Here is a 22,612-nt window from a genome sequence, read left to right as displayed (position 1 = left end):
CGGTCTCACCTACTTACCTGCTGCACCGTATGCCTTGGCCGCTTCCTCCTGCCACACGCCGCCTCGTTGGAATGTTGTTTTTACTTTCGGGCACTTTGTTGCTGATAGGTGTAGGATTGCGCCTCACTATCATTTACTACGAGTTTCAGCGGCTCGGCGAAGCAGCCATCAATTCTACAAGACTTATTCTGAGTTTGGTTATGCTGGTAACGGCCGTTTTGATGCTACGCTACGGCTGGCGTGAGCGAACCGGCAACCATACCATCGATTAGCTAGGCTGGGCCTGCTACCTTTGAGTTTTATTTGCTTGTATGTCTTCTCCGCTCCGCATTACGGTGGCAAAACGCACGGCCGCTACTGCCGCTCAGCTTGCCGAAATAGGTCGTCGTACCTTTCACGATACATTTGCTGCTCAAAACAGGCCCGAAGATATGGAGGCTTACCTAGCAGCTACGTTCAGTCCTGAAATTCAACTGGCTGAGTTGCAAGACCCCAATGTCGTTTTTCTGCTCGCCCAAATGGTGCAGGAGGTAGTGGGCTACGCCAAGCTGGATTTACAGTCTACTCTGGGACTAGAACCGGGCAAAACGCCGGAGCTACGCTTGGAGGTTGCCCGCCTCTACGTAGAAGAAGACTGGATAGGTACTGGCTTAGGAGCTGCACTTATGCGCCGGGCTATTGAGGAGGCCCGACAGCAGGGAAGCCGGGCGGTAGTACTGGGGGTATGGGAAAAAAATCAGCACGCCCTTGCATTCTACCAGCGTTTTGGGTTCAAAATCATTGGGGAACATACGTTCATGCTGGGAGAAGACAAGCAGAACGATCTGATCCTGCGTAAGGGGCTGTAATAAGTAGCAAGCGGCTGCCCGGCTCTATTCAACTTGTGCCCTTACCTTTGTTTGGTCTTCATCAAAGCTAGTTGTCCTTGAAATCAGCCGCCGGGTACAACCAATCTGCAAACTTCGCAACCGCTGCGTTAGCAAACCGCTGGCAACCTTGGCTAGTGGTAGTCGCGCTGGTGTTAGCTGCCTGCTCGTCGGATGCTACCCGAGATGCCACTACCATACCGCTACCTACGGGCCACTACGAAGGTCCCATTAGCTACCTAGGTACAGAAGTGCGGGTGGCGCTAGACCTCCGTGAGGTTACTCCCGGCCAGTTACAGGCCGATGTCAGCTTCCCTACTATGCCTGGGCTAGAATTTGCGGCGGCCCAATTGCGCTATCAAGAGCCCCAACTGCGAATAGAGCAACATGCCCACGCTAACGGCGGCATCAGTATACAGGCGGTGCGGGAAGGAGACTTTTTGCGAGGCGTGTTGACTTGGGACAGCCTGCGTACTGATTTTGTATGGGTGCGCCGGGGCGATGCAGCTTCGCGGGGGTACCGTGAGCAATCGGTTCGGCTTGGGCTACCTGGGTATTCGCAGCCACTCGCCATACTTTTTCCGGACGACACGCTAGCCAAGCACCCCGCTATTGCTTTGGTACCTCCCCTGGCAGCCACCGCCAGAGCCACGACGCAAGCAGCTCGCCTGGCCCGTCAAGGATACGTGACGGTAGTAGTACCCGTAACAGCTCCATCGCCTGTGGCTGCGGGCACTGATTCGGTGGCTACTCAAGTGGCAAGCGCTGCCCTCACGTTGCTACGCACCCAAACCGGGGTAGACTCCAGCCGTGTGGGCATTTGGGGAAGTGGGGTGGCATCTTCAGCAGTGGCCTTAGCCGCTGCTACCAGCCAACCCCAAGCGGCTTTCGTAGTGCTGGAAGCTGCCCCAGCTACTACTGCGGCTGAAGCTCGCCAGTACCGAGTACTGGGCGAGCAGCACTTGTCTACCCTCGGAATCTATGCCGCACTTGATACCAGCGTCAATGTACAGGAAAGCTCCCGTCGGCTACGGACAGCCTTGGGTAACAAGGGTGCTATGCAAGTGCGTACTATTCCACAGGTTTCCTCCACGTTTGTGCTGCCTGGCCGGGCTAGTGAAGATGGTCAGTGGCAGTGGCCTCGTCCGGCTCCCAATTACTGGGAGGGGGTACTAGCGTGGCTGAAGAGCGTAAATCAATAAGGAGCACAGACTAGCTACCACAGCGCATTGCTACAGCAAAAGCAACCCCTTTTCGCGTAGCAGCTGCCACGTGGGCGACACCACGAATTGCTCGAAAGCTTGGCCTGCCGGAAAAGAACTTGCTACTTCTTTCAACGTGAGCTTCGTGTTATAGTCCTCGGTAAGCCGCGTAAGCAGCTGGTGGAGCCAAGGCCCCAATACTACTGGCACGTTCACCTCAAAGTCTTCTGCTTGCTCGAAGAAGGTTAAGATGGCTCGACGGCCCTTGCGGCCTTCTTCGTACCGTAGCTCTGGGGAGTTGCCTAGCCAAAACAGGCGTTGGTGTTGCTTGGCAATATCGGCTTTGCCAGGTTCTTGCAACGCTTGCTGGATGAGGTGGCGAGCAACGGTAGTACGGGGCGTTTTGAAGTCAAACCAGAAGCTCAGCGGCTCATCTAGTGCCACGCCGTGCATGTAGTTGTAGAGGGCCTTGGCAAGGCCAGGCCCAAACTTCTCGTGGTTAGCGCCAGTAGGGTCTTCGTGCCACAGGTCGTTCCAGGCAAACGGGCCCGGCTCCGGACCTACGGCCACTACTTGGTACTTGGCGGGGTTTTTTCCTACCGGCGAATGAGCCGTCATAGAAAACCGGTGCCAATACCCACTCTGCACAATGCCGGCCCCAAACAGTTGGCGCACTACTTCCAGCGAATCAACGGTTTCCTGGGCTGTTTCGGTGGGGAAGCCATACATGAGGTAGGCGTGCACCATAATTCCGGCCTGAGTGAACCCATCGGTTACGCGAGCTACCTGCGCAATGGTGACGCCCTTCTCCATCAACCCCAGTAGGCGGTCGGAGGCTACTTCTAGCCCGCCGCTCACGGCTATGCAGCCCGATGCGGCCAGCAAACGGCACAAGTCTGGGGTAAAGGTTTTCTCGAAGCGAATATTGCCCCACCATGTGATGCTCACTCGCCGCTGTAGCAGTTCAATGGCCAAGTCGCGGAGGGCAAGGGGAGGAGCGGCTTCGTCTACGAAGTGAAAACCAGTTTGGCCCGTTTGCGCAATGATTTGCTCTATACGGTCGACGAGTAGAGTGCTGGGAGCCGTTTCGTAGCGCGAGATATAATCGAGGGTCACGTCGCAAAAGGAGCAACGCTTCCAGTAGCACCCGTGGGCAACGGTAAGCTTGTTCCAACGCCCGTCGCTCCAGAGGCGGTGCATGGGGTTCAGCACCTCAATCACCGACAGATACTCGGTTAGCGGTAAGTCGGAATAGTCGGGCGTGCCTACTTCTGGATGCGGAATATCGGCAAAGGGCTGATTAATGTATTCTACTTCGCCCGCATGGTTGCGCAAAAATGTCCGCTGCAGCGGTAAAGCAGCGGCAAGCTGCACGTCGGCCGCTACTGCGCTGGGGGAGTATTGAGTTGCTGCCAATACTTCTGGCAGCACAGCAGCATAAGCTGGCTGAGCAGAAGCGTAGCTGCCTCGTTCTTGCTCCAGGTACTCAAGCAGCCGCAGCCAAGGACCCTCGCCATCGTCCAATGTCAGGTAATCGATGTAGTCAAAAAAGCGCGGCTCCCGGAGCTGGCGCAACTCAGTATTAGGGTAGCCGCCACCCATGAGTGTTTTAGTGCCTGGGTTGATTTCTTTGACGCGCCCGGCCAACCGCAGAGCCCCATATAGATTGCCAGGGAAAGGCACCGTAAATCCTACCACGTCGGGCTGCACTTGATCCATCCGCTCATCCAGCAACTCCAGCAGCATGCGGTCCAGCAAATTGGGAGTTGCTTGCAGTGCCTCGTGCAAGCCATCAAACGTAGTAGCCGACATAGCCAGTTTCTCGGCGTACCGCGAAAAGCCAAATTGTGGCCCTACCGTTTCCTTAATTAGGTCGCCCAGGTCCTCTAAATAGAGGGTAGCCAAGTGGCGCGCTTGGTCGGTAAGGCCCATAGTACCGAACGCGCTTTCTAGGTCAGCTACGTTGTCGAACCGGCTGGCTTCGGGTAGGAACCGGCTGTGGCAGATGCGCGACGAAAGCGTCGTGTCCTTGTTTTGCAGAAAGCGAATAACGGGACCAATGGTGCGCAAGTAGCTGTCTCGCAGGCGTAGCATCCGGCGAGTATTGTCGCTTAAGGAAAAATCGCCCGCTTCAATTTCGGCAAATACTCGCGTGAGGCCTTCCGCCGAAAACAGCTTTAGCACTAGCTCTAGTCCCAAGTCGGCTTGCGTGATGGCGTATCCTCGGCCTCTCAAAAAGCCCTTAATGTAGGCCGTGGCCGGATAAGGCGTATTGAGCTGCGTGAGCGGCGGAGTAATGAGCAGGATGCGAAGAGTAGACACGGCAGCAACAACCACAGACGTACAGCAAAGGTGCCGCAAAGATAACCTCTGCCACCCGGTATCCCCTACGGTAGTAAATGCGGGCACTCACCTGTAGCCTCGATCCAACACACTTACCTACCGCTTACGAGTAGGGAACACGCTTTCCTTACCCAATTTTGTGGTAATGTACGGAGGCAAGACCCCTAAAGCTACTTAGGCTACCGCGCAAAAAAGCGGGGTTGAAGACGCAACGTGTGCAGTCATTCAACCCCGCTTTTAAAAAATATAATTTACCAGCTACCATCCGGAGAAGCTCCAAATCGGCTGCATTAAGGTGGCTAGGCTAGTTGATCTAGCGACAAGCGCTTGGGGAGCAAATCACGGCGGAATTCGCTTACTGAGCGTCCTGTTACTTGGCGGAACTGGTTGCTGAGGTGCTGGCCGCTGCTATAGCGCATATGTTCAGCTATTTCGCTAAGCGTCATTTCGTTGTAGCTCAGCATTTCTTTTACACGCTCAATTTTGAGGCGAATGAGGTATTTCTCAATGGTCAGATTTGCTGTTCGAGAAAACACCTTGCTGAGGTGGGAGTAGGTAGCGGCAAACCGGTCGGTGAGGAAGGCCGAAGTAGTAAGGGGCATACGAGCAGTACGCAGGTGCTCCAAATATTCTACCAGGGCGCTTTTAATTTGCTCAGTGAGTTGTTCACCGCGGCCCATCAACACGTCAAAACCGGCCTCCCGCAGCAAAGGCGCTACAGAAATAGGATCAGCAGGGGTGCTTTGGTCGAGTTGGGCCTGACCAAGCTGCACATCGGTGGGATGATAGCCAGCTTGTTCGAGGAGGCTGCGCACGGCATCAATGCAGCGTGGGCAAACCATGTTTTTGATGTGGAGAAGCGTCGTTTTCACGGGTGATTAGTTGAGTCCAACCGCGTAGCGGTCCGCGTGGGTTTACGGGTAGAAGGTGTAACTGGCCGAGGGCGCCGGGCCGGTTGCTGAGGAGCGTCGGCCCAGGCTTTACCAAACCAGCTGCCAGCCGCCCATTGTACAAATGGCACTACCCCAAAAAAGGTAACTGCCAGTAGCCAGAAAAATACGAAAAAAGCGCGGAAGAGGCGGCTGAAGAATTGATCCTGAACTCCGAACAGATAGGCTACTAAAGCAAACGCTAGAACTAAGCTTATTGCAGCCAGAAAGCCTGTGCGCCGCAGTAGCGGTTGGTAGGCGACAAGTGGAGAGGAAGAACGATTCATGAGCAGCCAACGATAGGCAACAAATATATCAGGTCTGTTGCTTTACAAGGCAGTCTGGTACGAAAGGCAGGGTAGCAGTAGCGTAATGTGCAGGCATGAGTGCAGACGGTAAAGTGTGGTTGTGGATACCAGAAATAAGCACAGATTACTGATACGCAAAAACCAGCCGGGAGGTCAGCCGTACAGCAGAATAGTTTTTCTTTCTAGCTCCTTCTGTCCTCATGAAAACCTTCTCTTTCTTCCGTCTGGCTGCCGGAGCGTTACTGCTGTCAGCTGCTACCTTCACTACCGCTTGCAGCACTGGCACCGACAGCGGCGACACGAACGTGGAACGCGGCTCTAACAAAGAAATGGCCCCTGTTCCGCAAGCCAATACCGGCGCTGACTCCACTACCGCTGGCCTGACCACAGCTCAGGATACCATGCCTACGGGCCGCCAGCAGTACGAAGCTTCGGGCGATGCTGCCGACCGCAACCGCGACGGTATTGCCGACTAAAAGCACTACTAGTTTTTTAAAAAAGAAAAGGCCGGCTCCCCTAGAAGCCGGCCTTTTCCATAGAATAGTAATTCAACTAAACTAGTGATTCAATAACATATCAATAGAACACGAAACCATTGGGCAGCAAGCCTACATTGAAGGAGTCGATGGCGGCTCCAGTGGCTTGGTAGCGGATGAATTTGCCGGTAGTGGTGAAAGGAGCAACGGAACCGTAAATGGTGTTATCGGCGGGGTCCACGTCAAAGCCGTAGAAGCTGCGCCGGATAAGCGGGGTAGCAGGGAGAGTAGTTGCCGTTGTGTTCATTTCGTACACCGCGCCAGCGTAGCGGTAATACAACTTGGTTTTGGCACCATTGAGGCGGAGGTTGCTGGCCCCGCCGCGCGCGAACGGGAGCACCACCGAAGCCGCTGGCGTGGTTGTATTCAGCTTAATCAGGTTGGCTGGGGTAGATGACAGTACCGGGTAAGGCGGCGTATTGCCGTAGCGCGTGATGCCGCCACACAGCACCCAGATGGTGCCAGCCTGGTCTTGCACAAGGCTGCTCGGTCCGTCTTGTACTGTTATAGTAGCTTCTACCGCGTCGGTGCTGGGGTTGATAACGCTGACGGTATTCTCGTCGGAGTTAGCCACGTATACTTTGCCACCAGCTAGCAACAGCTGCTCGGGCTGGCGCCCAACGGCAATGGTCTTGGTAATGATGTTCGTGCGGGTGTCGAGGACTGAAACGCGCCCGGCGCCGCCTAGGCTCACCCACTCGCTGATATACACTTTATTGGTGGCCGCAGCCACAGCATAGCGCGGCTGTTCCAAGCCGTTTACGGTAGCTACCGAAGCAAACGTCTTCAGATTTACTACTTCTACTTTCTTGCTGTTGTTGAGTACGATATAGCCTTGCTCACCTACCACCAGCATAGACTGCACCACGTCACCCAGGTCGCGTTGGTTTACCGTATGAAATGTGCTGTTGTCGAGAAGGGTACGGCTGGATTTGCTGAATAAGCTTACTTCCCCGTTGGGGGTACCATATTGGCCTTCGTTCAGCACAAATACGTTGCTGCCGTCTTTGTTAAGGTTATACTTGGGGCTCGACTCATTGTCGTTCGAGTCGCAGCTGGCGAAAGCCAAGGCCCCGAAGCTAGCAACGAGAAGGGTAGTAAGTCGTGGGAAAGCGCGATATGCGTGTAGCATGAGAAAAAGGTTGAAAAAGAAAAAGTCGAGGTTAGTGCCAAGTCAGGCGCAGGCTAAGGCTGCCCCACCGTGGGGGCATAGCACGCGCTTCGTATACTTGGTACACGCGGTTGGTGAGGTTAAATCCCTGCGCCGCTACTAAGAGCCCAAAGGTTTGGCTGAGCTTGACGGAGTAGCCTAGGGTAGCATTCAGCAGGAGGTAGGCCGGCAAGTACTGCCCATTAGCCGAGTAGATATAGCGGTGACCAGTGTAGCGCAGAGCCGTTGTGAGTAGCCAGTTGTGCCAGGCATGATCAGTAGTGAAAGCAGCCGTGTGCAAAGGCACATAGGCGAGTTGTTTGCCCGGTGCTAGCTGGTCGGCGGCTTCTCCCTTTGTCTTCTCCGATTGTGTGAGGGCATAGCTGACACGGGCGTTGAGCCGGTAGTCTGCATGCTTCCAAACTGCCTGAGAACTGGCCTCTATGCCTTGCGCGCGCACTTGGCGTAGGTTGCGGGGCGTGGTGTAGCCGGTGCGTGGGTCAGAGGTCCATTCCACCCAGTTGTCTACCAGTTGATGATAAGCCGTCAGCTCAGAGGTCAGAGCCAGCGATGAGGTAGGAATAAAGGAGTGTTGCACCCCGCCTTCGTACCCATAGCCGCTTTCGGGCCGCAGGTTTGGGTCGCCTCCTTGGGGCCAGAACCGTTCGTTTAGGGTAGGGGCCCGGTAGCTGCGGGAAGTGCTGGCCTTGAGAGTAAGCTGCTGGACCGAGGTTTGCCACACTTGCCACTCAGCCCCCAGGGTAGGTGTGAGCGGCACCCGGCGGCCGGGGAGCACCGCCTGACGCACGTTAGCCGACAGATGCACGGTCGGGCGCGGGTCGTAGCGTAGCAGCACGTAGCCCGCGAAACGGTTTTCGGTTACTTCCCGTCGGTAAAGCTCCGGCGCCACGGCAAAATGCTGGGCTTCTACTCCTGCCCGCAGGCTGGCCCGGCTGCCAAAGTTTCGGGTATGGTCGGCTTGGGCCTGGGTGGTGCGCACCGTCGAGTTGCTAGTGGTGGCATCGTTGCGGTAGTTGAGTATATCCTCAAACCACGCCACGCGCACCCCAGTCTCATGACGGCTAGTTACGTGCCGGTAGCCAGCCAGCAGGCGGCGGCTTTTATCCTGCTCGCGTGCATGCGTATTGGCCGAGCCAATGGAAGGTTGAATTTGACGGTCGGCGTCTGTTAGCCACGCCGAAGCCTGCACTTCGCCTCGCTGGCCTACCCGCAACGTCACGTCCTGCGCTAGGCTCCATTGGCGTTGCGCGGCATTTTCCTGGCGGCGGCTTACCAGCCCCGTTATTTCACGGGTGGAATAGAGGAAGTCATTATCGGCTGTGCGGTAGGAAGCCGCCGTGCGTACGGCCAGGCGCTGGTTGCTAAAGCTTCCTTCTACACTACCTGCCCGCAGTCCAAAGCTGCCAGCATCTGACTGCACGGTGCCGCGCAAGCCTGCTCCCCACACCACCGGCGACGACAGAAGCACGGTGCCCCCTACTGCGCCCGTGCCGTAGGTAGCGCCTGCCGGGCCGTGTTGCACGTCGGCGCGGGTGTTGCCACTAAGGGGTAGAAGGGAAAAGTCGCTTTGGCCCAGGGTGGGCAGCATAACGTTGAAGCCATTCCACAACACTGCCGTGTGCTGAGCCGAAGTGCCACGAATGGAAATAGAAGCCAATTGTCCCGGTCCGTATTCCTTCAGGTACAAGGGGGTGCGGGCAGCCAATGCCTCGGCCAAGGTGCTACCCGTCGGGAGAATAGTAGTCGAATCGAGAACAGTAGTGACGCGGCTTCCCACGGCAAAGCGGCTTGGACGCACACCCTGTACCCGAACAGTGGGTAAGCTCTGAATAGAATCGGTGAGGCGGGCGGGAGCGCGCTGAGCCACTACTGTGCTACTCGCCAGCATGCTGCCGCTTAGCCATAGTAGGCACCACCCGGCCCGTAGTACGGTAGCCGTGGGTAGTTGTCCTGCGCAAAACTCAATCATCCGAACCAAAATTTCCGGGGTAGGAAACGTCAGTTCAAAACTTCAACCGTGGATTCCGAAACCGGAGCCCAAAGCCAAAGCCGAGGCCGAAAACAGAAAAATCAACTGCCCGCGGGGGGTAGCCACTGCATTCGTTCTCCGCCCTTCCTCCGAAGGCGCTGAACATGGGAATTGCAAAGGCAGGTCTCCTGGCTTGCTTCTGATGCGCCGCCTTCCCATTCCTCCAGTTTCTTTCAACTAGAAAGAAACCATCATCGAAACAGTGGCAGCTGAGGCGCACCAACTTCTGAAGCGTACAGTTGCGGGGACAGCTCCGGCTTCTAACCGGATTCCCTTTTCAGCCGCGCCCCACAATCGGGGTCTGGCCACCTCTACGTTAGCAAAGATACACAATGTCGCCTATGCTTCAAGCTAGTCCGTAGGTAGGAGTAGCTTTTGCCCTTGGGGCACGAGCTACCACCATCCATTACCGATTTGCTTAACTGCTCCCATGAAAATCCCCATAGAGTTCTACCGCCGCCCTGACCCCGTTCAGATTGCCCGCGACTTGCTAGGTAAGTATCTATTCACACGCATCGACGGGGTGCTTACGGGCGGTAGAATTGTTGAAACGGAAGCATACGCCCATATTAACGACCAAGCGTGTCATTCGCACTTGGGCCGCTACACGTCCCGCACTCAGGTGATGTATGAGCCTGGCGGAGTGGCTTACGCTTACCTTATTTACGGCCGTTACACCCTCTTTAACATTATCACCAACGAAGCCAGTAAAGCTGATGCTGTACTCATTCGGGGGCTGGAGCCTACGGAGGGTATTCCGGAAATGCTGCTGCGGCGGGGCGTGGCTTCTGTGCAGCGTAATCTGACGGGTGGGCCGGGGCTCCTGACCCAGGCGCTAGGCATCACTACTGCCCTCTATGGCACCAGCCTTACCAGCGACGTTGTGTGGCTGGAAGACCGAGGGGCTCCCGTACCTGACACTGAGATTAGAGCCTCTCCCCGAGTAGGAATAGACTACGCCGGTACCGACGCGGCCCTTCCGTGGCGCTTCCGAATTATAGGTAGCCCCTGGACGAGCCCTGCCAAATAAAAAATAGACTGGGTCGAGGTGCTGCCAGTAGGTAGCGCCTCGACCCAGTCTATAAAGTGATGATGCTGTTTACAGCTTCTCGCAAACCAGTGTCATCAGCTTTCCTTCCAGGTTGGTGGTAGCAAAGATGTACAACTCGCCGCCCTCCCGAATACCCGTGCGGTGCCGGAATTCGGCCACGGTATCAGGAAAGTTGCGGGTAGTTACGTGGGCGCGCACCTCCGGTCCTAAGTGGGTACGTAATGCTTGCGCGTCGTACCGCTCCACGGCCCGAATGCGGAAAATACGGCCGGGAAACTCGGGCCGGAGCGTGTCGGAGGTGTAGAGGTGGCTATGCTGGTGCAGCTTTAAAAGCTCGAAGGCAGTGCCTACACTACGGAAGCCACCTGCTTTCAGAATTGCTACGTTTGGTTCGTAGAGATACTGTTGGGGCTCAGCGTAGCGGGCAATGGCTCGGCCTTCGCGGGCCCGGTTCAGACGAAACTCCTGCTGCGTGCCATCCCGACGCAGGTTTATGGTGAAGCGCTCCGGGTCAACGGCTGGTTCGGCCCCGAGTTCGTAAAGCACTTCCTTGCACTCATTGTCAACGGCTACTACCCACAGGCGGCGCACCTGGCGCAATTCGTGCAGCGCTTGCTCAATATCAAGCATGGGCGACGTCTTGAGTAGCACGCTCCGGCTCTTGTGCAAGAGCAGTGGCAGCAAGCGTAGAACATCGGGCTCACAATCTTGCAGACGGAAAATCTTACGAGCGGCGGTGTCGCGACGAGCAGGGTCTAGGTACAGCCAATCAAAGGTGTCAGGAGTGCTCTTTAAAAACGCTACCGCATCCTCGGCGTGGCACTGCACATTCTGTATGCCCAGTTGCTCCAAGTTGTAGCGGACTACGTTTGCCAGCGCCGCGTTACGCTCCACATAGTGCACTTCGGGGATAGTGGCAGCAAAGTGCGCGGCATCTACGCCAAAGCCCCCAGTGAGGTCGGCCAGGCGCTGCCCCTGCACGAGGCTGGCTTTAAAGGCCGCCGTACGCGCCGAAGAGGCTTGCTCAACCGACAATGTTGGCGGAAAAATGAGGTCCGGATTATCGGCCCAGGTAGGCACTTTGGGGCGTGCCTTCTGGCGTGCCTGAATCTGCCGTACTAGGTCGGGTACGGGCAAGCCAGGATAGCGGCGAGCTTGCAGCGCCAGTTTAGCGGGGTCGTCGTGCAGATGCTCAACAACATATTGTCGAGCCGCTGCCGGCAGCGGGTATTCCATGTAGGTTTCCTACGAAAGTGCGTCGGCCCTGGTCAATGAACCACGGCGAAAATACTACCAAACGTAAGGAGGAATCCACCAAGTGCCTCGCGCCGGGCGAAGTACTTAGTGGATTCCTCCTTATTAGGTAGTGTAGTAGGAAACGCCGAATAGCCTAGCGTAGGTTCCAGGTTAGGGCAAGTAGCGGCTGGCCACTTGGTGCGGCGGCTATGCCCATAGCCGAAGGGCGCAGGCGCTGCAAGGCACCCATACGAGCGGCTGGCATACCAGCATTATACGCATCTACTGCCCGCTGGAAGTGCACGCTGGTGTTGCGTGTAATCAGCACATTACTCAGTAGGCTAGCCATGGCCACGCCGGCGGCTACCCTCTGCGTGCTGTTGAAATACTGCTGCTCTGAGTCCTTGGCTAATACTTGTTGCCCGTACACGCCAATGGCGCTAACGAACGTCAGGCGCTCGGCCAGAAACAACCATTTCTGCCGGCGGTACCGGTTCAGGTTATCCAAGGCTTCTTGGTTGCCAGCTAAGTAAGGACGGAGGCCCTGACCAAAGAAACCAGCATTCTGATACTCTTTCTCTGTAGTGCCTTGGCCGGTAGTGAAAAAGAAGTTTTTCTGAATTCCGTTGTGACCGCGCTCCTTATCCTCTGGGCTGAGTTGGATGGCGGTGGGCACCTGCTGAGCCCGAACGGCGCTACCCCCTAAGAGAAGCACAAATAACAAGGTAATCCGGCGTACGGCGGCGGAAAATGCAACGGCTGTCATATTATCAAAATGCATACAGTGCAAAGCTACTAGTCTGATTTGCCACTTACTAAGTGATCCACCGAGAAAAAAGTGCAATTCACCGAGAGAAAATTTTTCGACCCAACTCAACAAAAAGCAGTACCGCTTCGTTGAGCCGGCAACTTTCTGGACTTTTCCATTCCTAATTTTTTGCAGCCTATGAAAACCTTGGTTCCCCTGCTTCGCCGCGCTGCGTTGTTTGCGGCTCTGCCAGCCGCCGTGGCCTTCTCTTCCTGCTCCGATGACGATGATAGCCCGGCAACTCCCGATCAAGCTCGGATAATGGCTGTGCACGTAGCACCCAATGCCAACGTGAAAGTGTCAGTGCTGGCCGATGATGCCGCCATTAAAGAGTTGAACTACGGCGAGAGCACCGGCTACCAACCGCTTACTACCGGCAGCCGGGTGTTCAAGGTAAACGTGACGGGTACGACCACTACCGTGGCTACTACTACCCAAACTATCAGCAAGGACAAGAACTACTCCCTGTTTGCGTATAGTCCTTCCAATACCGCCAACTCCATAGGGCCACTGTGGGTAGAGGACGATTTGACGGCTCCCGCCAGCGGCAAAGCTAAAATCCGGGTAATGCACCTGGGCTTAGGTGCTGCATCTCCACTCACGCTGTATCGTACCGAATCTACGGGAACGGCTACGCTGCTGCTGCCTAATATCTCGTTCGGCAATGCTTCGGCATTCACTGAGATAGATGCCACAACCAGCAACCTGTACTTGGCTAATTCTAGCAATGTGCCTGTTATCCTGATTAACAGCAAGGCCCTGACGGCTGGTAAAATCTACACACTGCTCATTCGTGGCTCGGCATCGGGCCTGACTTCTGATCTGCAGATCAAAGCAGATTTCATTGAGAACAAATAAGCATTCTGATCTTGAGTGCATTACAACCCGCTCTGGCTCCGGCTAGGGCGGGTTGTGTGCTTTAGGGCGAGGGCTAATATCATGCAACAAGAGAGGAGAACAAATCACGTACCTTTGCAGTTGAAACACGACACGCATTCTTCTACCACTATGGTTGAGACTAAGACGACGGCCTACGTTCCGTACAAAGTAAAAGATATGAGCCTCGCCGAGTGGGGCCGCAAAGAAATCCGCTTGGCCGAGGCCGAGATGCCCGGTCTGATGGCCCTGCGCGAAGAGTACGGCGCTAGCAAGCCTTTGAAAGGTGCGCGCATTGCTGGCTGCTTGCACATGACGATTCAAACGGCAGTGCTCATTGAAACCCTCATTGAGCTGGGCGCTGATGTTACCTGGTCGTCGTGTAACATCTTTTCTACCCAAGACCACGCGGCGGCCGCTATTGCGGCGGCTGGTATTCCCGTATATGCTTGGAAAGGCATGAATGAGGAAGAGTTCAACTGGTGCATTGAGCAGACACTGTTCTTCGGTGAGAAGCGCGAGCCCCTGAACATGATTCTGGACGACGGTGGCGACCTGACCAACATGGTGCTGAACCAGTTCCCCGAGTTGGCAGCAGGCATCAAGGGCATTTCGGAGGAAACGACCACGGGTGTTCTGCGTCTTCTGGAGCGCGTGAAAGCCAGTACCTTACCCATGCCTGCTTTCAACATCAACGATTCTGTAACGAAGTCGAAGTTCGACAACAAGTACGGCTGCAAAGAGTCGGCCGTAGATGCTATTCGCCGCGCCACCGACGTGATGATGGCTGGCAAGATTGCCGTAGTAGCTGGCTACGGCGACGTAGGAAAGGGTACTGCTGCTTCGTTGCGTGGTGCTGGCGCCCGCGTTATCGTAACGGAAATTGACCCCATCTGCGCCCTGCAAGCTGCCATGGACGGCTACGCAGTGAAGAAGATGGAAAATGCTATCAAGGAAGCTGACATCGTAGTAACCGCTACCGGCAACTGCGACATCATCACCGAAAGCGCCTTCCGTGCCCTCAAGGACAAGGCTATTGTCTGCAACATCGGTCACTTCGACGATGAGATTGACATGGCGTGGTTAAACAAAAACTACGGCCACACCAAGGATACCGTGAAGCCTCAGGTTGACCTCTACAACATCGACGGTAAAGAGGTAATTATCCTTGCCGAGGGTCGTTTGGTAAACTTGGGCTGCGCCACTGGTCATCCCTCATTCGTGATGTCGAACTCGTTCACCAACCAGACGCTAGCGCAGCTAGAGCTGTGGCAAAACGCCGATAAGTACGAAAACAAAGTGTACACCTTGCCCAAGCACCTCGATGAGAAGGTAGCTCGCCTGCACCTCGCCAAAATTGGCGTTGAGTTGGATGAGTTGAAGCCGAAGCAAGCAGAGTACATCGGCGTAACGGTAGAAGGCCCCTTCAAATCGGACCTGTACCGCTATTAAGCAATTTTAAAATATTGCATAGAAAAGCCCGCCCGGCATTGCGCCAGGCGGGCTTTTCTTTTAGTCGGTGCTAGCTGTAGCGGAAACTATGCCGCCTTGCATTGGGTATGGTATAGCTAAGCAGAGTGCTACACTACTGCCACCCCAATAGCAGCTCGCACGGCGGGCGCTACTTCCTGCCCGAAAAGCTCAATGGCACGCAGTACGCTCTGGTGCGAAATACCTTCAATCACTAGTTGGGCTAGAAACCGGGTATTGTTGAACAGTCTTTTCTGGTACAGCAGCTTATCGATAATATCCTGGGGGCTACCCACCAGCAAAGGCCCTTCGGGCCCACACAGGTAGTCGAACTGCCGGCGCGACATTGGTGACCAGCCCCGTTCGCGGCCAATACGGTTCATAAGCTGCGAGTAAGGTGGAAAAAACTCGTCGGCTGCCTGCTTAGCTGTTTCAGCCACGTGGAAATGGCAGTTGATGGCTAGTTGTAGTTGAGCAGCATCGTGGCCCGCTTGGCCATAGGTCTGGCGGTAAAGGTCGGTGAAGGACACATACTGGGCCGGGGCGCCGCCTAATATGGCAATGGTAAGCGGTAGACCTAGCTGGGCGGCTCGCACTACCGAAGCAGGAGTGCCACCAACACCAATCCATACGGGCAGCTTGTCTTGCACCGGGCGAGGGTACACACCTTTGCCAGCAATACTGGGGCGGTGCTTGCCTTGCCAGTTAATTACCTCTTCTGAGTTGACTTTCAAAAGCAGATTGAGCTTCTCCACAAACAGGGCATCGTAGTCCTGCAGGTTGTAACCAAATAGTGGAAACGACTCGATAAAAGACCCACGGCCCGCCAGAATCTCAGCCCGGCCTCCAGAAATCAAGTCGACGGTGGCAAAGTTCTGGAACGTTCGCACGGGGTCGGCCGAACTGAGTACCGTAACGGCACTCGACAAGCGGATGCGCTTCGTAACGGCCGCCGCCGCACCCAGTATTACCTCCGGGGAGGAGATGATAAAGTCGGGGCGGTGGTGCTCACCCAAGGCAAGTACATCTAACCCTACCTCGTCGGCAAGTTTGGCCATGGCCAGCAGTTCTTGCATGCGGGTGGCCGCTGCTTGGTCGCGCCCAGCTACGTGTGCGGGAGCTACTTCGCCAAAGGAGCTAATACCTAGTTCCATGAAATCAAGTAAACCAGTTGAATAAGTGGAGGAAGCACCAAGGTCACAAATTGTTTCAGAAATAGCACGGGTGCTTCTCGTAGATATGAACTCCGAGTTACTCTACAAGTACAACTAGCGCCACAGCAGTCAAGCATTGATAAACAGTGCTGTATCCCTGAAACTACAGCCCTACCATGCCGATGGATCCGTAGCAGGCTGCCACGCGCTTATCAGAGTTCAAGCGCTAGTGTTGAAAAAAGTTATGTTGCACGAGGCGCTCGGTTTCCTGCCACAGCGCCTGAGCATTCTCTGGCGTATTGAATGAGTGCTTTACGGCCTTGGCTTGCTTCTTCTCAAAGTAGCCGCCGCTGATTTCGGCGCCAATGGGTTCGGAGGCTAGAAAGATACTAGTAGCTGCACCTTGCTCTACCGATAGCATAAAGGGCCGGAAGAGCTGAGTGAGCGTGGAAAGCCAGCCGCTGGAACTGTCGCCGAAGTTGCTGGCTACAGCGCCGGGGTGTACCGCATTAACGGTTACGTTGCGTATGCCACGTGCGCGCATCTGCCGAGCTAGCTCCTGAGTGAACATGATATTGTAAAGCTTGGTGTTGCTATATACCCGCAACGGGCTATACTGGCGCTCCGACTGAAAATCGTTCAGATCAGGCTTGGCAAACCGGTAGGCTTCGGAAGCTACGTTTACGATGCGGCCTGCTGAGCTCTTTTGAAGCTCGTCCAGTAATAGGCTTGTAAGGAGAAATGGGCCGAGATGGTTGGTTGCGACGCCCATTTCATAGCCGTCGGCTGATACGTTGCGGGACTGACCAAATAGCAAACCCGCATTGTTCACCAGCACATCGAGGCGGGGATACGTGCGCTGAAAGGCTTCGGCGGCATGGTGCACCTGTTTCAAGTCGGAGAGGTCACAGAGCAGCACGCCTACCAGGTCATGGCCTGCGGCAGCTACTATTTCCCGGCGGGTAGCTTCCGCCTTTTCTGCGTTGCGTGCTAGCAGCACCACGTAGGCGCCTTGCTTGGCCAGTTCAAGCGCAGTGACTTTACCGATACCCGATGTGGCACCCGTAACAAGGATAATTTGGTCTTTTAGGTTGGGCATAGGAGCGCGCAAAAAGGTGACAATTGATAAGTACCTATACGCAGGCAAACGCGTGAAGCTGAACTTTACTTGAAGTGGCCGAGCAGCTTTGAACTGACTGCGCCGCCAAAATCCGGATATTTGTCCCTATGCGTGCCGTTCCACTATCTGTTGTTATCATCACCTTCAACGAAGAAGCTAACATTGCTCGTTGCCTGGAAGCCGTGCGCGGCATAGCAGACGAGGTAGTAGTGATAGACAGTTTCTCTACCGACCGCACCGTGGAAATCTGCCGGGAACATGGAGCCCAGGTAGTGCAGCATGCTTTTGCAGGATACGTCCAGCAGAAAAACTTTGCTACCGCCCAAGCCCAGCATGACTATGTTCTTCAACTAGATGCTGACGAAGTGCTGACGGAGGAACTTCGCCAGAGCATCTTGGCGGCTAAGCAAAATTGGCGGGGTAGCGGCTATACAATGGCTCGCCTTACCAACTATTGCGGTACGTGGGTTCGCCACGGCGGCTGGTACCCCGACCGTAAGTTGCGTCTCTACGACCGGCGTCAGGGCCAATGGATGGGTCTGCTCCTGCACGAGCGGTATGAGGTGTCGTCGGGGGAGCCTGTTGGGATGTTGGCGGGTGATGCCTTGCACTACTCTTACAACTCAGTGGAGCAGCACGTGGCGCAACTCAACCGCTTCACAAGTATTGCTGCCGAGGAACTGTGGATACGGGGCAAGCGCAATGTATCCCTCTTTCAACTGGTGGTGAAGCCTTGGTGGAAGTTCGTTCATGGGTACTTCTTTCGGCTGGGTATGCTCGATGGTTTTGCAGGCCTTAGCATTGCTACCATTTCAGCCTGGGGCGTTTTCCTGAAATTTGCCAAGCTAAAAACCAAAAACAGCGGGGCAAAATAATGTCAAAGCCTGCTCCTCCTACCTATTAGTATCTGCTACCCCAGCCTTTGCATGAAAACCTTCCTTGTAAGTCGTACCGATGCTATTGGCGACGTAGTTCTGACATTGCCCGTGTGCGGGCAACTCAAGCAGCTATTTCCGGAATGCCACGTGGTATTGCTAGGGCGCACATACACGCAAGCCGTAGCTGAAGCCTGCCCGTGGGTAGACGCTTTTCTGAATTACGACGAGCTCAAGCAGCTAGCAGCCAAGGACCAAGTAGAAGCCGTTCGTGCCGTTCAGGCAGATGTAGTACTGCACATTTTTCCTAACAAGCACATTGCGCAGCTAGCTCAGCAGGCTGGTATAGCCTTGCGTATTGGCACCCGCAACCGGTGGTTTCACTGGCTAACTTGTAATCGTTTGATAAGTCTGAGCCGGAAGAACTCTCCTTTGCACGAAGCGCAACTGAATATGTCGTTGCTTCAACCCTTGGGAGCCCCCAAAGGAATGACGTTGTCTGAGGTAGCGCGCTTGGTGCAGCTACTTCCTACCGTTCCAGTACCTCCCAGCATACAAGTACCACTTGCCACCCAACAGCTAGGGCAACTGCGCGTAATCTTGCATCCCCGCAGCCGAGGCAGCGCGCGGGAGTGGGGGCTACCCAACTTTGGCGAATTGGCAAAGCTTCTGCACCAAGCAGGACATTATGTTTTTGTTACAGGCACGGCTGCTGAAGGGGAGGAACTGCGCGAGTGGTTACAGGAGTATCAGCCCTACATAGCCGCCGATCTAACCGGTAAGCTCAGCTTGCCAGAACTCCTAGCTTTTATTGCCACTACCGACGGGCTAGTGGCGGGTAGCACGGGCCCCTTGCACTTGGCAGCAGCATTGGGCCGTTATGCGTTAGGCCTCTATCCACCCATCCGTCCTATGCACCCCGGCCGTTGGGCCCCGCTAGGTCCCCACGCCGAGTATATAGTCTTCGACAAACCGGGGTGTGAGGACTGCCGATCGGAGCCGGCTGCTTGTTCGTGTATGAAAGCCTTGTCGCCCGTACTCGCTTTTACCCAGATTCAAGGCTGGCAGCCGTTGCCTTCGGTCGCCTCCTGATCTACTTGCTCGCGTAATGGCCTTCACCACATCGTTCCTACATCCTACTGGTTTTCAATCTCGCTGGCGGCACTGGTGGGCTAGCGGAAAGCTTTCCCAGTATTTGCTTTTGCTAGCTAGTGTGGCAGGCGTAACGGGTCTGCTTGCCTCCCGGGCCCTGGTAGCATTGTGCCCAATTGTAGGTGTACTAGCCGCTGCCACTAATCCACAAATACGCCGCACCCTCCCTCAGTGGATACGCCTACAAAGCGTTTGGGCGCCCGCGTTGCTATATGCAGTGCTCTTGGTAAGTTGTCTGTATACCGATGATTGGCCTGTCTGGCGGCATGAGGTATACCGGCAGCTGCCTTGGTTGGCCGTGCCCTTCACCTTTGCCGTGGCCGCACCGCTAAGTGAGCGGCAGCGCTGCGCAGTGGGATCTTTGTATGTAGTTGGTACTGCCCTGGTCGGAATGGCAACGTTGGGAGTATATTTTCTCGACGCTGCCGCCGCAAATGTTGCTTTCGGGTTAGGTCAGAGTTTACCCTCCGTAACAGGTATATTTCATATTCACTTTGGGCTGATGCTTGCCTTAGCGGCCTTTTTAGGGCTTTTGCTTCGGCGCAATTCCTATACCCCGCCGCCTGTACGTTGGGCGTTGGTAGTATCAGTTATACTAGCAGTTCTCACGCTTCATCTGTTAGCTTACCGTACGGGATTATTAGCCTTCTACGTCATGCTAGTAGTAGAAGCAGTCCGGCTACTATTGCGACGGCGTGTCCTCGGCGGAGTAGCGTTACTGTGCGCGCTGAGTGTTGTTCCCTGGCTAGCGTATCAAACCCTGGAACCAGTGCAGCAGCGCATGCACGCTACCATTTGGGACGTTCAACAGTTTCAGCAAGAACATGATATCAACCAGTATTCCTTGTCGCGGCGCTTTGCGGCATGGAAAACAGCCGTCATCGTTGCGCAGCAGCATCCGTGGCTAGGCGTGGGCCCGGCCGATGCCTATCAGGCCATGATGCGTCAGTACGAATGGCAGAGCTTCGGCCTCGAACCCGAGAACCGCGTGATGGTTCACAATCAGTATTTACACCAGCTTGTGGCCGCCGGTGTGGTAGGCTTGAGCCTATGGTTGCTGGTACTCTTTGGGCCTTTAATGAAACCCGCCCTGCGGCAGAATGCGTACGTGTATCGGTTCCTGTTGATACAGGCCACTGCTATGCTGGTAGATTCTCTTCTTCAGTTGCAGATTGGGTTCAACCTTTTCGTGTTTTTCTACGGCTTCCTAGTGGTAGCCAACGAGCGCCGCGCTGCTTGTACCTCAGTGGGCAAACCTTCCGTTTGTCCCACGGTATAAAGCATATATTTGTCTGTCAGCGGTATTCTTTTATTATTCAGCCGCAATTTTTTCCGTCCATGAGCGACTCTCCCGAACGGGTTCCGAAACTGAGCAAAGAAGAAAAAGATCGGCGTTTCCAGGCCGAACTCATGCCTGTGCTCGATCCACTGTACAACTTCGCCTTCCGGCTTACGCTTGATGAAGATGATGCAAATGACTTAGTACAGGAAACTTATCTGAAAGCATATCGCTTCTTTGAGTACTTCGAGCCGGGAACAAACGCCAAAGCGTGGCTGTTTCGCATCCTGAAAAATTCGTTCATCAACGATTTCCGCAAGAAAAGTAAGCAGCCAGCTAAGGTTGACTACAGCGAAATCGAAGGGTACTACAACTCGGAAGATGTAGAGGCCGACGGCGACGCCGGCAGCACATCAACCGATATGCGGCAGCAGGCCGTGCGCGACCTCATCGGCGACGAAGTGGCCAGCGCTTTGAACTCGCTGCCGGTGGATTTCCGCACGGTTATTATCCTCTGCGACCTGGAAGGTTTCACGTATGAGGAAATGGCAAAAGTGCTGGATATCCCTATCGGGACGGTGCGCTCTCGCTTGCACCGGGCACGTAATTTCTTGAAGGACAAATTGGAAAAATACGCCAAATCAATGGGCTATGGCTCAGAGAATGGCGACGATGACCTAGCGCTAGACGAAAATGAATAACTCACTGCCAACCCCCATTATGAAAGCTACCTCTACAAAGCAAACCAACCAGAGCGAGGCCGCCACGTCCGGACCCGACTGTGAACGTGTGAATACAATCCTTGATCAAATCATTGTTGGGCAGGAGCCCACGGCAGAAGACGAAGATTACTTCGTAAACCACGCCGAAGATTGCTCTCCTTGCTTCGATAGCATTGACAAGCAGCGTCTATTTGTTGACTTTTTGTCGCAGCATGTAGGCCGTAAGGGTGTGCCTTCTTCGCTGTCAAACACAATTCTTGCTCGCGTTAAGGCAGAAATGGCCTAATTTTACCCCATGCAGGGTAAAATCATCGCTTTCTCGGCTCCTTCGGGAGCTGGTAAAACCACTATTGTCCACCGGTTGCTTGAGCGCATACCGGAGCTAAGCTTCTCGATATCAGCGTGTACACGTGATAAGCGTGGGCGCACAGAAGCTAACGGTAAGGACTACTACTTCATCTCCGTTCAGGAATTTCAGGAGAAAATCCGCCAAGATGCTTTTGTGGAGTGGGAAGAAGTATACGAAGGTGCGTTTTATGGTACGCTCAAATCTGAAATTGAGCGCATCTGGGAAGGTGGTGAACATGCTGTTCTCGACGTTGACGTTAAAGGAGGCCTCAGCATAAAGGAGTTTTACAAAGAGCGGGCACTAGCCATTTTTGTAAAGCCACCTTCGCTAGAAGTCCTAGAGCAACGCCTACGTAACCGAGCAACTGATTCCGCCGCTAGTATTTCAGCACGCATCTATAAGGCAAACTTCGAACTTACCTTCGAAGACCGCTTTGATGTGACTATTGTCAATGATGATTTAGACAAGGCCATTGACCAGGCTGAAAAACTAGTACGTGACTTTATTGCCCCCGAGCCAGCCGTTGTGTGAGTACGCCGTCTAATGCCGTCAAAATAGGTTTACTGTTTGGTTCATTCAACCCGATCCATACAGGACACCTAATCTTGGCTAACTTCATGGCTACTCATACTGATTTAGACGCAGTATGGCTAGTTGTATCGCCGCAGAGTCCCTTCAAAGTAGGGCATGAGCTCCTAGCTGAGGAACATCGCTATGAGCTTGTGCGGCTAGCTATTGAGGGAAATGCGCAGCTACGAGCACTCGATATAGAGTTTCGGATGCCTAAGCCTAGTTACACAATCGATACGCTTGATGAGTTGCGGCGCCAGCATCCAGCGCATCATTTTGTATTGCTGATGGGCGAAGACAACCTTCCCGGTTTACCTAAGTGGAAGGAAGCTGAGCGTATTCTGGCTGAACACGAAGTGTACGTATATCCAAGGCCGGACGTAGCTGCCACAGATGTGTATAGGCGCCCGGGAGTGAAAGTTGTAGAAGCTCCTTTGTTAGACATTTCAGCCACGTTTATTCGTGATTGTGTGCGCGCTGGCAAGTCTATCCGCTATTTAGTGCCTGAAACTGTTGAAGCTCGCATTCTGCAAGCTGACTACTGGCACTAAGTATACATTAACTAA

Annotated in this window: 22 protein-coding genes and 1 riboswitch; of the genes, 14 read left to right on the top strand and 8 right to left on the bottom strand. The window is 54.7% G+C overall.

Annotated features, from left to right (window positions below):
- Window positions 1-29 precede the first annotated feature (29 nt).
- The 3 genes from CHB83_RS06960 to CHB83_RS06950 all read left to right on the top strand — a co-directional run bounded on the left by CHB83_RS06960 (window position 30) and on the right by CHB83_RS06950 (window position 2,068).
- Window positions 30-272: a hypothetical protein gene (locus CHB83_RS06960; protein WP_143437024.1), complete on the top strand. Its 243-nt coding sequence runs from the start codon at window positions 30-32 to the stop codon at window positions 270-272.
- A 39-nt stretch (window positions 273-311) separates the two neighbouring features.
- Complete coding sequence (locus CHB83_RS06955; protein WP_045688414.1) at window positions 312-848, top strand: GNAT family N-acetyltransferase; 537 nt, start codon at window positions 312-314, stop codon at window positions 846-848.
- Between the two features lie 77 nt (window positions 849-925).
- Window positions 926-2,068: a hypothetical protein gene (locus tag CHB83_RS06950; RefSeq protein ID WP_089332096.1), complete on the top strand. Its 1,143-nt coding sequence runs from the start codon at window positions 926-928 to the stop codon at window positions 2,066-2,068.
- Window positions 2,069-2,098: 30 nt separating this feature from the next.
- Here CHB83_RS06950 and CHB83_RS06945 read toward each other — a convergent pair whose 3' ends face one another.
- Both CHB83_RS06945 and CHB83_RS06940 read right to left on the bottom strand, forming a co-directional pair.
- Window positions 2,099-4,390 carry a B12-binding domain-containing radical SAM protein gene (locus tag CHB83_RS06945; RefSeq protein ID WP_089332148.1) on the bottom strand — a complete coding sequence of 764 codons (2,292 nt, stop codon included), beginning with the start codon at window positions 4,388-4,390 and terminating at the stop codon, window positions 2,099-2,101.
- 320 nt (window positions 4,391-4,710) lie between these two features.
- The gene (locus CHB83_RS06940; RefSeq protein ID WP_055562655.1) at window positions 4,711-5,283 is read right to left on the bottom strand and encodes a helix-turn-helix domain-containing protein; all 573 of its coding nucleotides are present in this window, start codon (window positions 5,281-5,283) and stop codon (window positions 4,711-4,713) included.
- A 565-nt stretch (window positions 5,284-5,848) separates the two neighbouring features.
- Between CHB83_RS06940 and CHB83_RS06930 the strand changes: the two genes are divergently transcribed.
- The gene (locus tag CHB83_RS06930) at window positions 5,849-6,124 is read left to right on the top strand and encodes a hypothetical protein (RefSeq protein WP_045688418.1); all 276 of its coding nucleotides are present in this window, start codon (window positions 5,849-5,851) and stop codon (window positions 6,122-6,124) included.
- A gap of 100 nt (window positions 6,125-6,224) precedes the next feature.
- On the opposite strand, the gene CHB83_RS06925 is transcribed toward CHB83_RS06930, so the two are convergent.
- On the bottom strand, window positions 6,225-7,316 hold the full coding sequence (locus CHB83_RS06925; protein WP_045688419.1) for a YncE family protein: 1,092 nt from the start codon (window positions 7,314-7,316) through the stop codon (window positions 6,225-6,227).
- Between the two features lie 31 nt (window positions 7,317-7,347).
- On the bottom strand, window positions 7,348-9,324 hold the full coding sequence (locus CHB83_RS06920) for a TonB-dependent receptor (protein WP_089332094.1): 1,977 nt from the start codon (window positions 9,322-9,324) through the stop codon (window positions 7,348-7,350).
- Window positions 9,325-9,485: 161 nt separating this feature from the next.
- A riboswitch (cobalamin riboswitch) is annotated at window positions 9,486-9,712 on the bottom strand.
- Between the two features lie 102 nt (window positions 9,713-9,814).
- On the opposite strand from CHB83_RS06920, the gene CHB83_RS06915 reads away from it, so the two are divergent.
- Window positions 9,815-10,414 (top strand): DNA-3-methyladenine glycosylase, encoded by a 600-nt coding sequence (locus CHB83_RS06915; protein ID WP_089332093.1) that lies wholly within the window; start codon window positions 9,815-9,817, stop codon window positions 10,412-10,414.
- Window positions 10,415-10,483: 69 nt separating this feature from the next.
- Here CHB83_RS06915 and CHB83_RS06910 read toward each other — a convergent pair whose 3' ends face one another.
- Entirely contained in the window at window positions 10,484-11,671 is a 1,188-nt protein-coding gene (locus tag CHB83_RS06910) for a class I SAM-dependent methyltransferase (RefSeq protein WP_089332092.1), read from the bottom strand.
- Window positions 11,672-11,825: 154 nt separating this feature from the next.
- Window positions 11,826-12,452 (bottom strand): hypothetical protein, encoded by a 627-nt coding sequence (locus CHB83_RS06905; protein WP_143437022.1) that lies wholly within the window; start codon window positions 12,450-12,452, stop codon window positions 11,826-11,828.
- A 165-nt stretch (window positions 12,453-12,617) separates the two neighbouring features.
- Here CHB83_RS06905 and CHB83_RS06900 point away from each other — a divergent pair, with 165 nt between their 5' ends.
- Window positions 12,618-13,337: a DUF4397 domain-containing protein gene (locus tag CHB83_RS06900; RefSeq protein ID WP_089332091.1), complete on the top strand. Its 720-nt coding sequence runs from the start codon at window positions 12,618-12,620 to the stop codon at window positions 13,335-13,337.
- A gap of 150 nt (window positions 13,338-13,487) precedes the next feature.
- Entirely contained in the window at window positions 13,488-14,807 is a 1,320-nt protein-coding gene (gene ahcY, locus CHB83_RS06895; RefSeq protein ID WP_089332090.1) for an adenosylhomocysteinase, read from the top strand.
- Between the two features lie 128 nt (window positions 14,808-14,935).
- On the opposite strand, the gene CHB83_RS06890 is transcribed toward ahcY, so the two are convergent.
- Together CHB83_RS06890 and CHB83_RS06885 are read right to left on the bottom strand one after the other, a co-directional pair.
- Window positions 14,936-15,979: an LLM class flavin-dependent oxidoreductase gene (locus tag CHB83_RS06890; RefSeq protein ID WP_089332089.1), complete on the bottom strand. Its 1,044-nt coding sequence runs from the start codon at window positions 15,977-15,979 to the stop codon at window positions 14,936-14,938.
- A gap of 226 nt (window positions 15,980-16,205) precedes the next feature.
- Complete coding sequence (locus CHB83_RS06885; RefSeq protein ID WP_089332088.1) at window positions 16,206-17,078, bottom strand: SDR family oxidoreductase; 873 nt, start codon at window positions 17,076-17,078, stop codon at window positions 16,206-16,208.
- Between the two features lie 128 nt (window positions 17,079-17,206).
- Between CHB83_RS06885 and CHB83_RS06880 the strand changes: the two genes are divergently transcribed.
- From CHB83_RS06880 to nadD, 7 genes are read left to right on the top strand one after another with little or no spacing between them, the layout of a single operon-like run.
- Complete coding sequence (locus tag CHB83_RS06880; protein WP_089332087.1) at window positions 17,207-17,974, top strand: glycosyltransferase family 2 protein; 768 nt, start codon at window positions 17,207-17,209, stop codon at window positions 17,972-17,974.
- A gap of 51 nt (window positions 17,975-18,025) precedes the next feature.
- Window positions 18,026-19,066 (top strand): glycosyltransferase family 9 protein, encoded by a 1,041-nt coding sequence (locus CHB83_RS06875; protein WP_089332086.1) that lies wholly within the window; start codon window positions 18,026-18,028, stop codon window positions 19,064-19,066.
- 16 nt (window positions 19,067-19,082) lie between these two features.
- Window positions 19,083-20,405: an O-antigen ligase family protein gene (locus CHB83_RS24290; RefSeq protein ID WP_089332085.1), complete on the top strand. Its 1,323-nt coding sequence runs from the start codon at window positions 19,083-19,085 to the stop codon at window positions 20,403-20,405.
- 59 nt (window positions 20,406-20,464) lie between these two features.
- Window positions 20,465-21,106: a sigma-70 family RNA polymerase sigma factor gene (locus CHB83_RS06865; RefSeq protein ID WP_045688432.1), complete on the top strand. Its 642-nt coding sequence runs from the start codon at window positions 20,465-20,467 to the stop codon at window positions 21,104-21,106.
- Between the two features lie 19 nt (window positions 21,107-21,125).
- On the top strand, window positions 21,126-21,413 hold the full coding sequence (locus CHB83_RS06860) for a hypothetical protein (protein ID WP_045688433.1): 288 nt from the start codon (window positions 21,126-21,128) through the stop codon (window positions 21,411-21,413).
- A gap of 9 nt (window positions 21,414-21,422) precedes the next feature.
- Window positions 21,423-22,007: a guanylate kinase gene (gene gmk, locus CHB83_RS06855; RefSeq protein ID WP_045688434.1), complete on the top strand. Its 585-nt coding sequence runs from the start codon at window positions 21,423-21,425 to the stop codon at window positions 22,005-22,007.
- A complete protein-coding gene (nadD, locus tag CHB83_RS06850; protein ID WP_089332083.1) occupies window positions 22,004-22,597 on the top strand; it encodes a nicotinate (nicotinamide) nucleotide adenylyltransferase in 594 nt (197 codons plus the stop codon). Before gmk ends, nadD begins: the two co-directional genes overlap by 4 nt.
- Window positions 22,598-22,612 lie beyond the last annotated feature (15 nt).

The organism is Hymenobacter mucosus, from assembly GCF_900188255.1.
GTDB classification, from domain to species: domain Bacteria; phylum Bacteroidota; class Bacteroidia; order Cytophagales; family Hymenobacteraceae; genus Hymenobacter; species Hymenobacter mucosus.
Note: the sequence above shows the minus strand (reverse complement) of the source record. Positions and strands in the feature narration are given on the sequence as shown.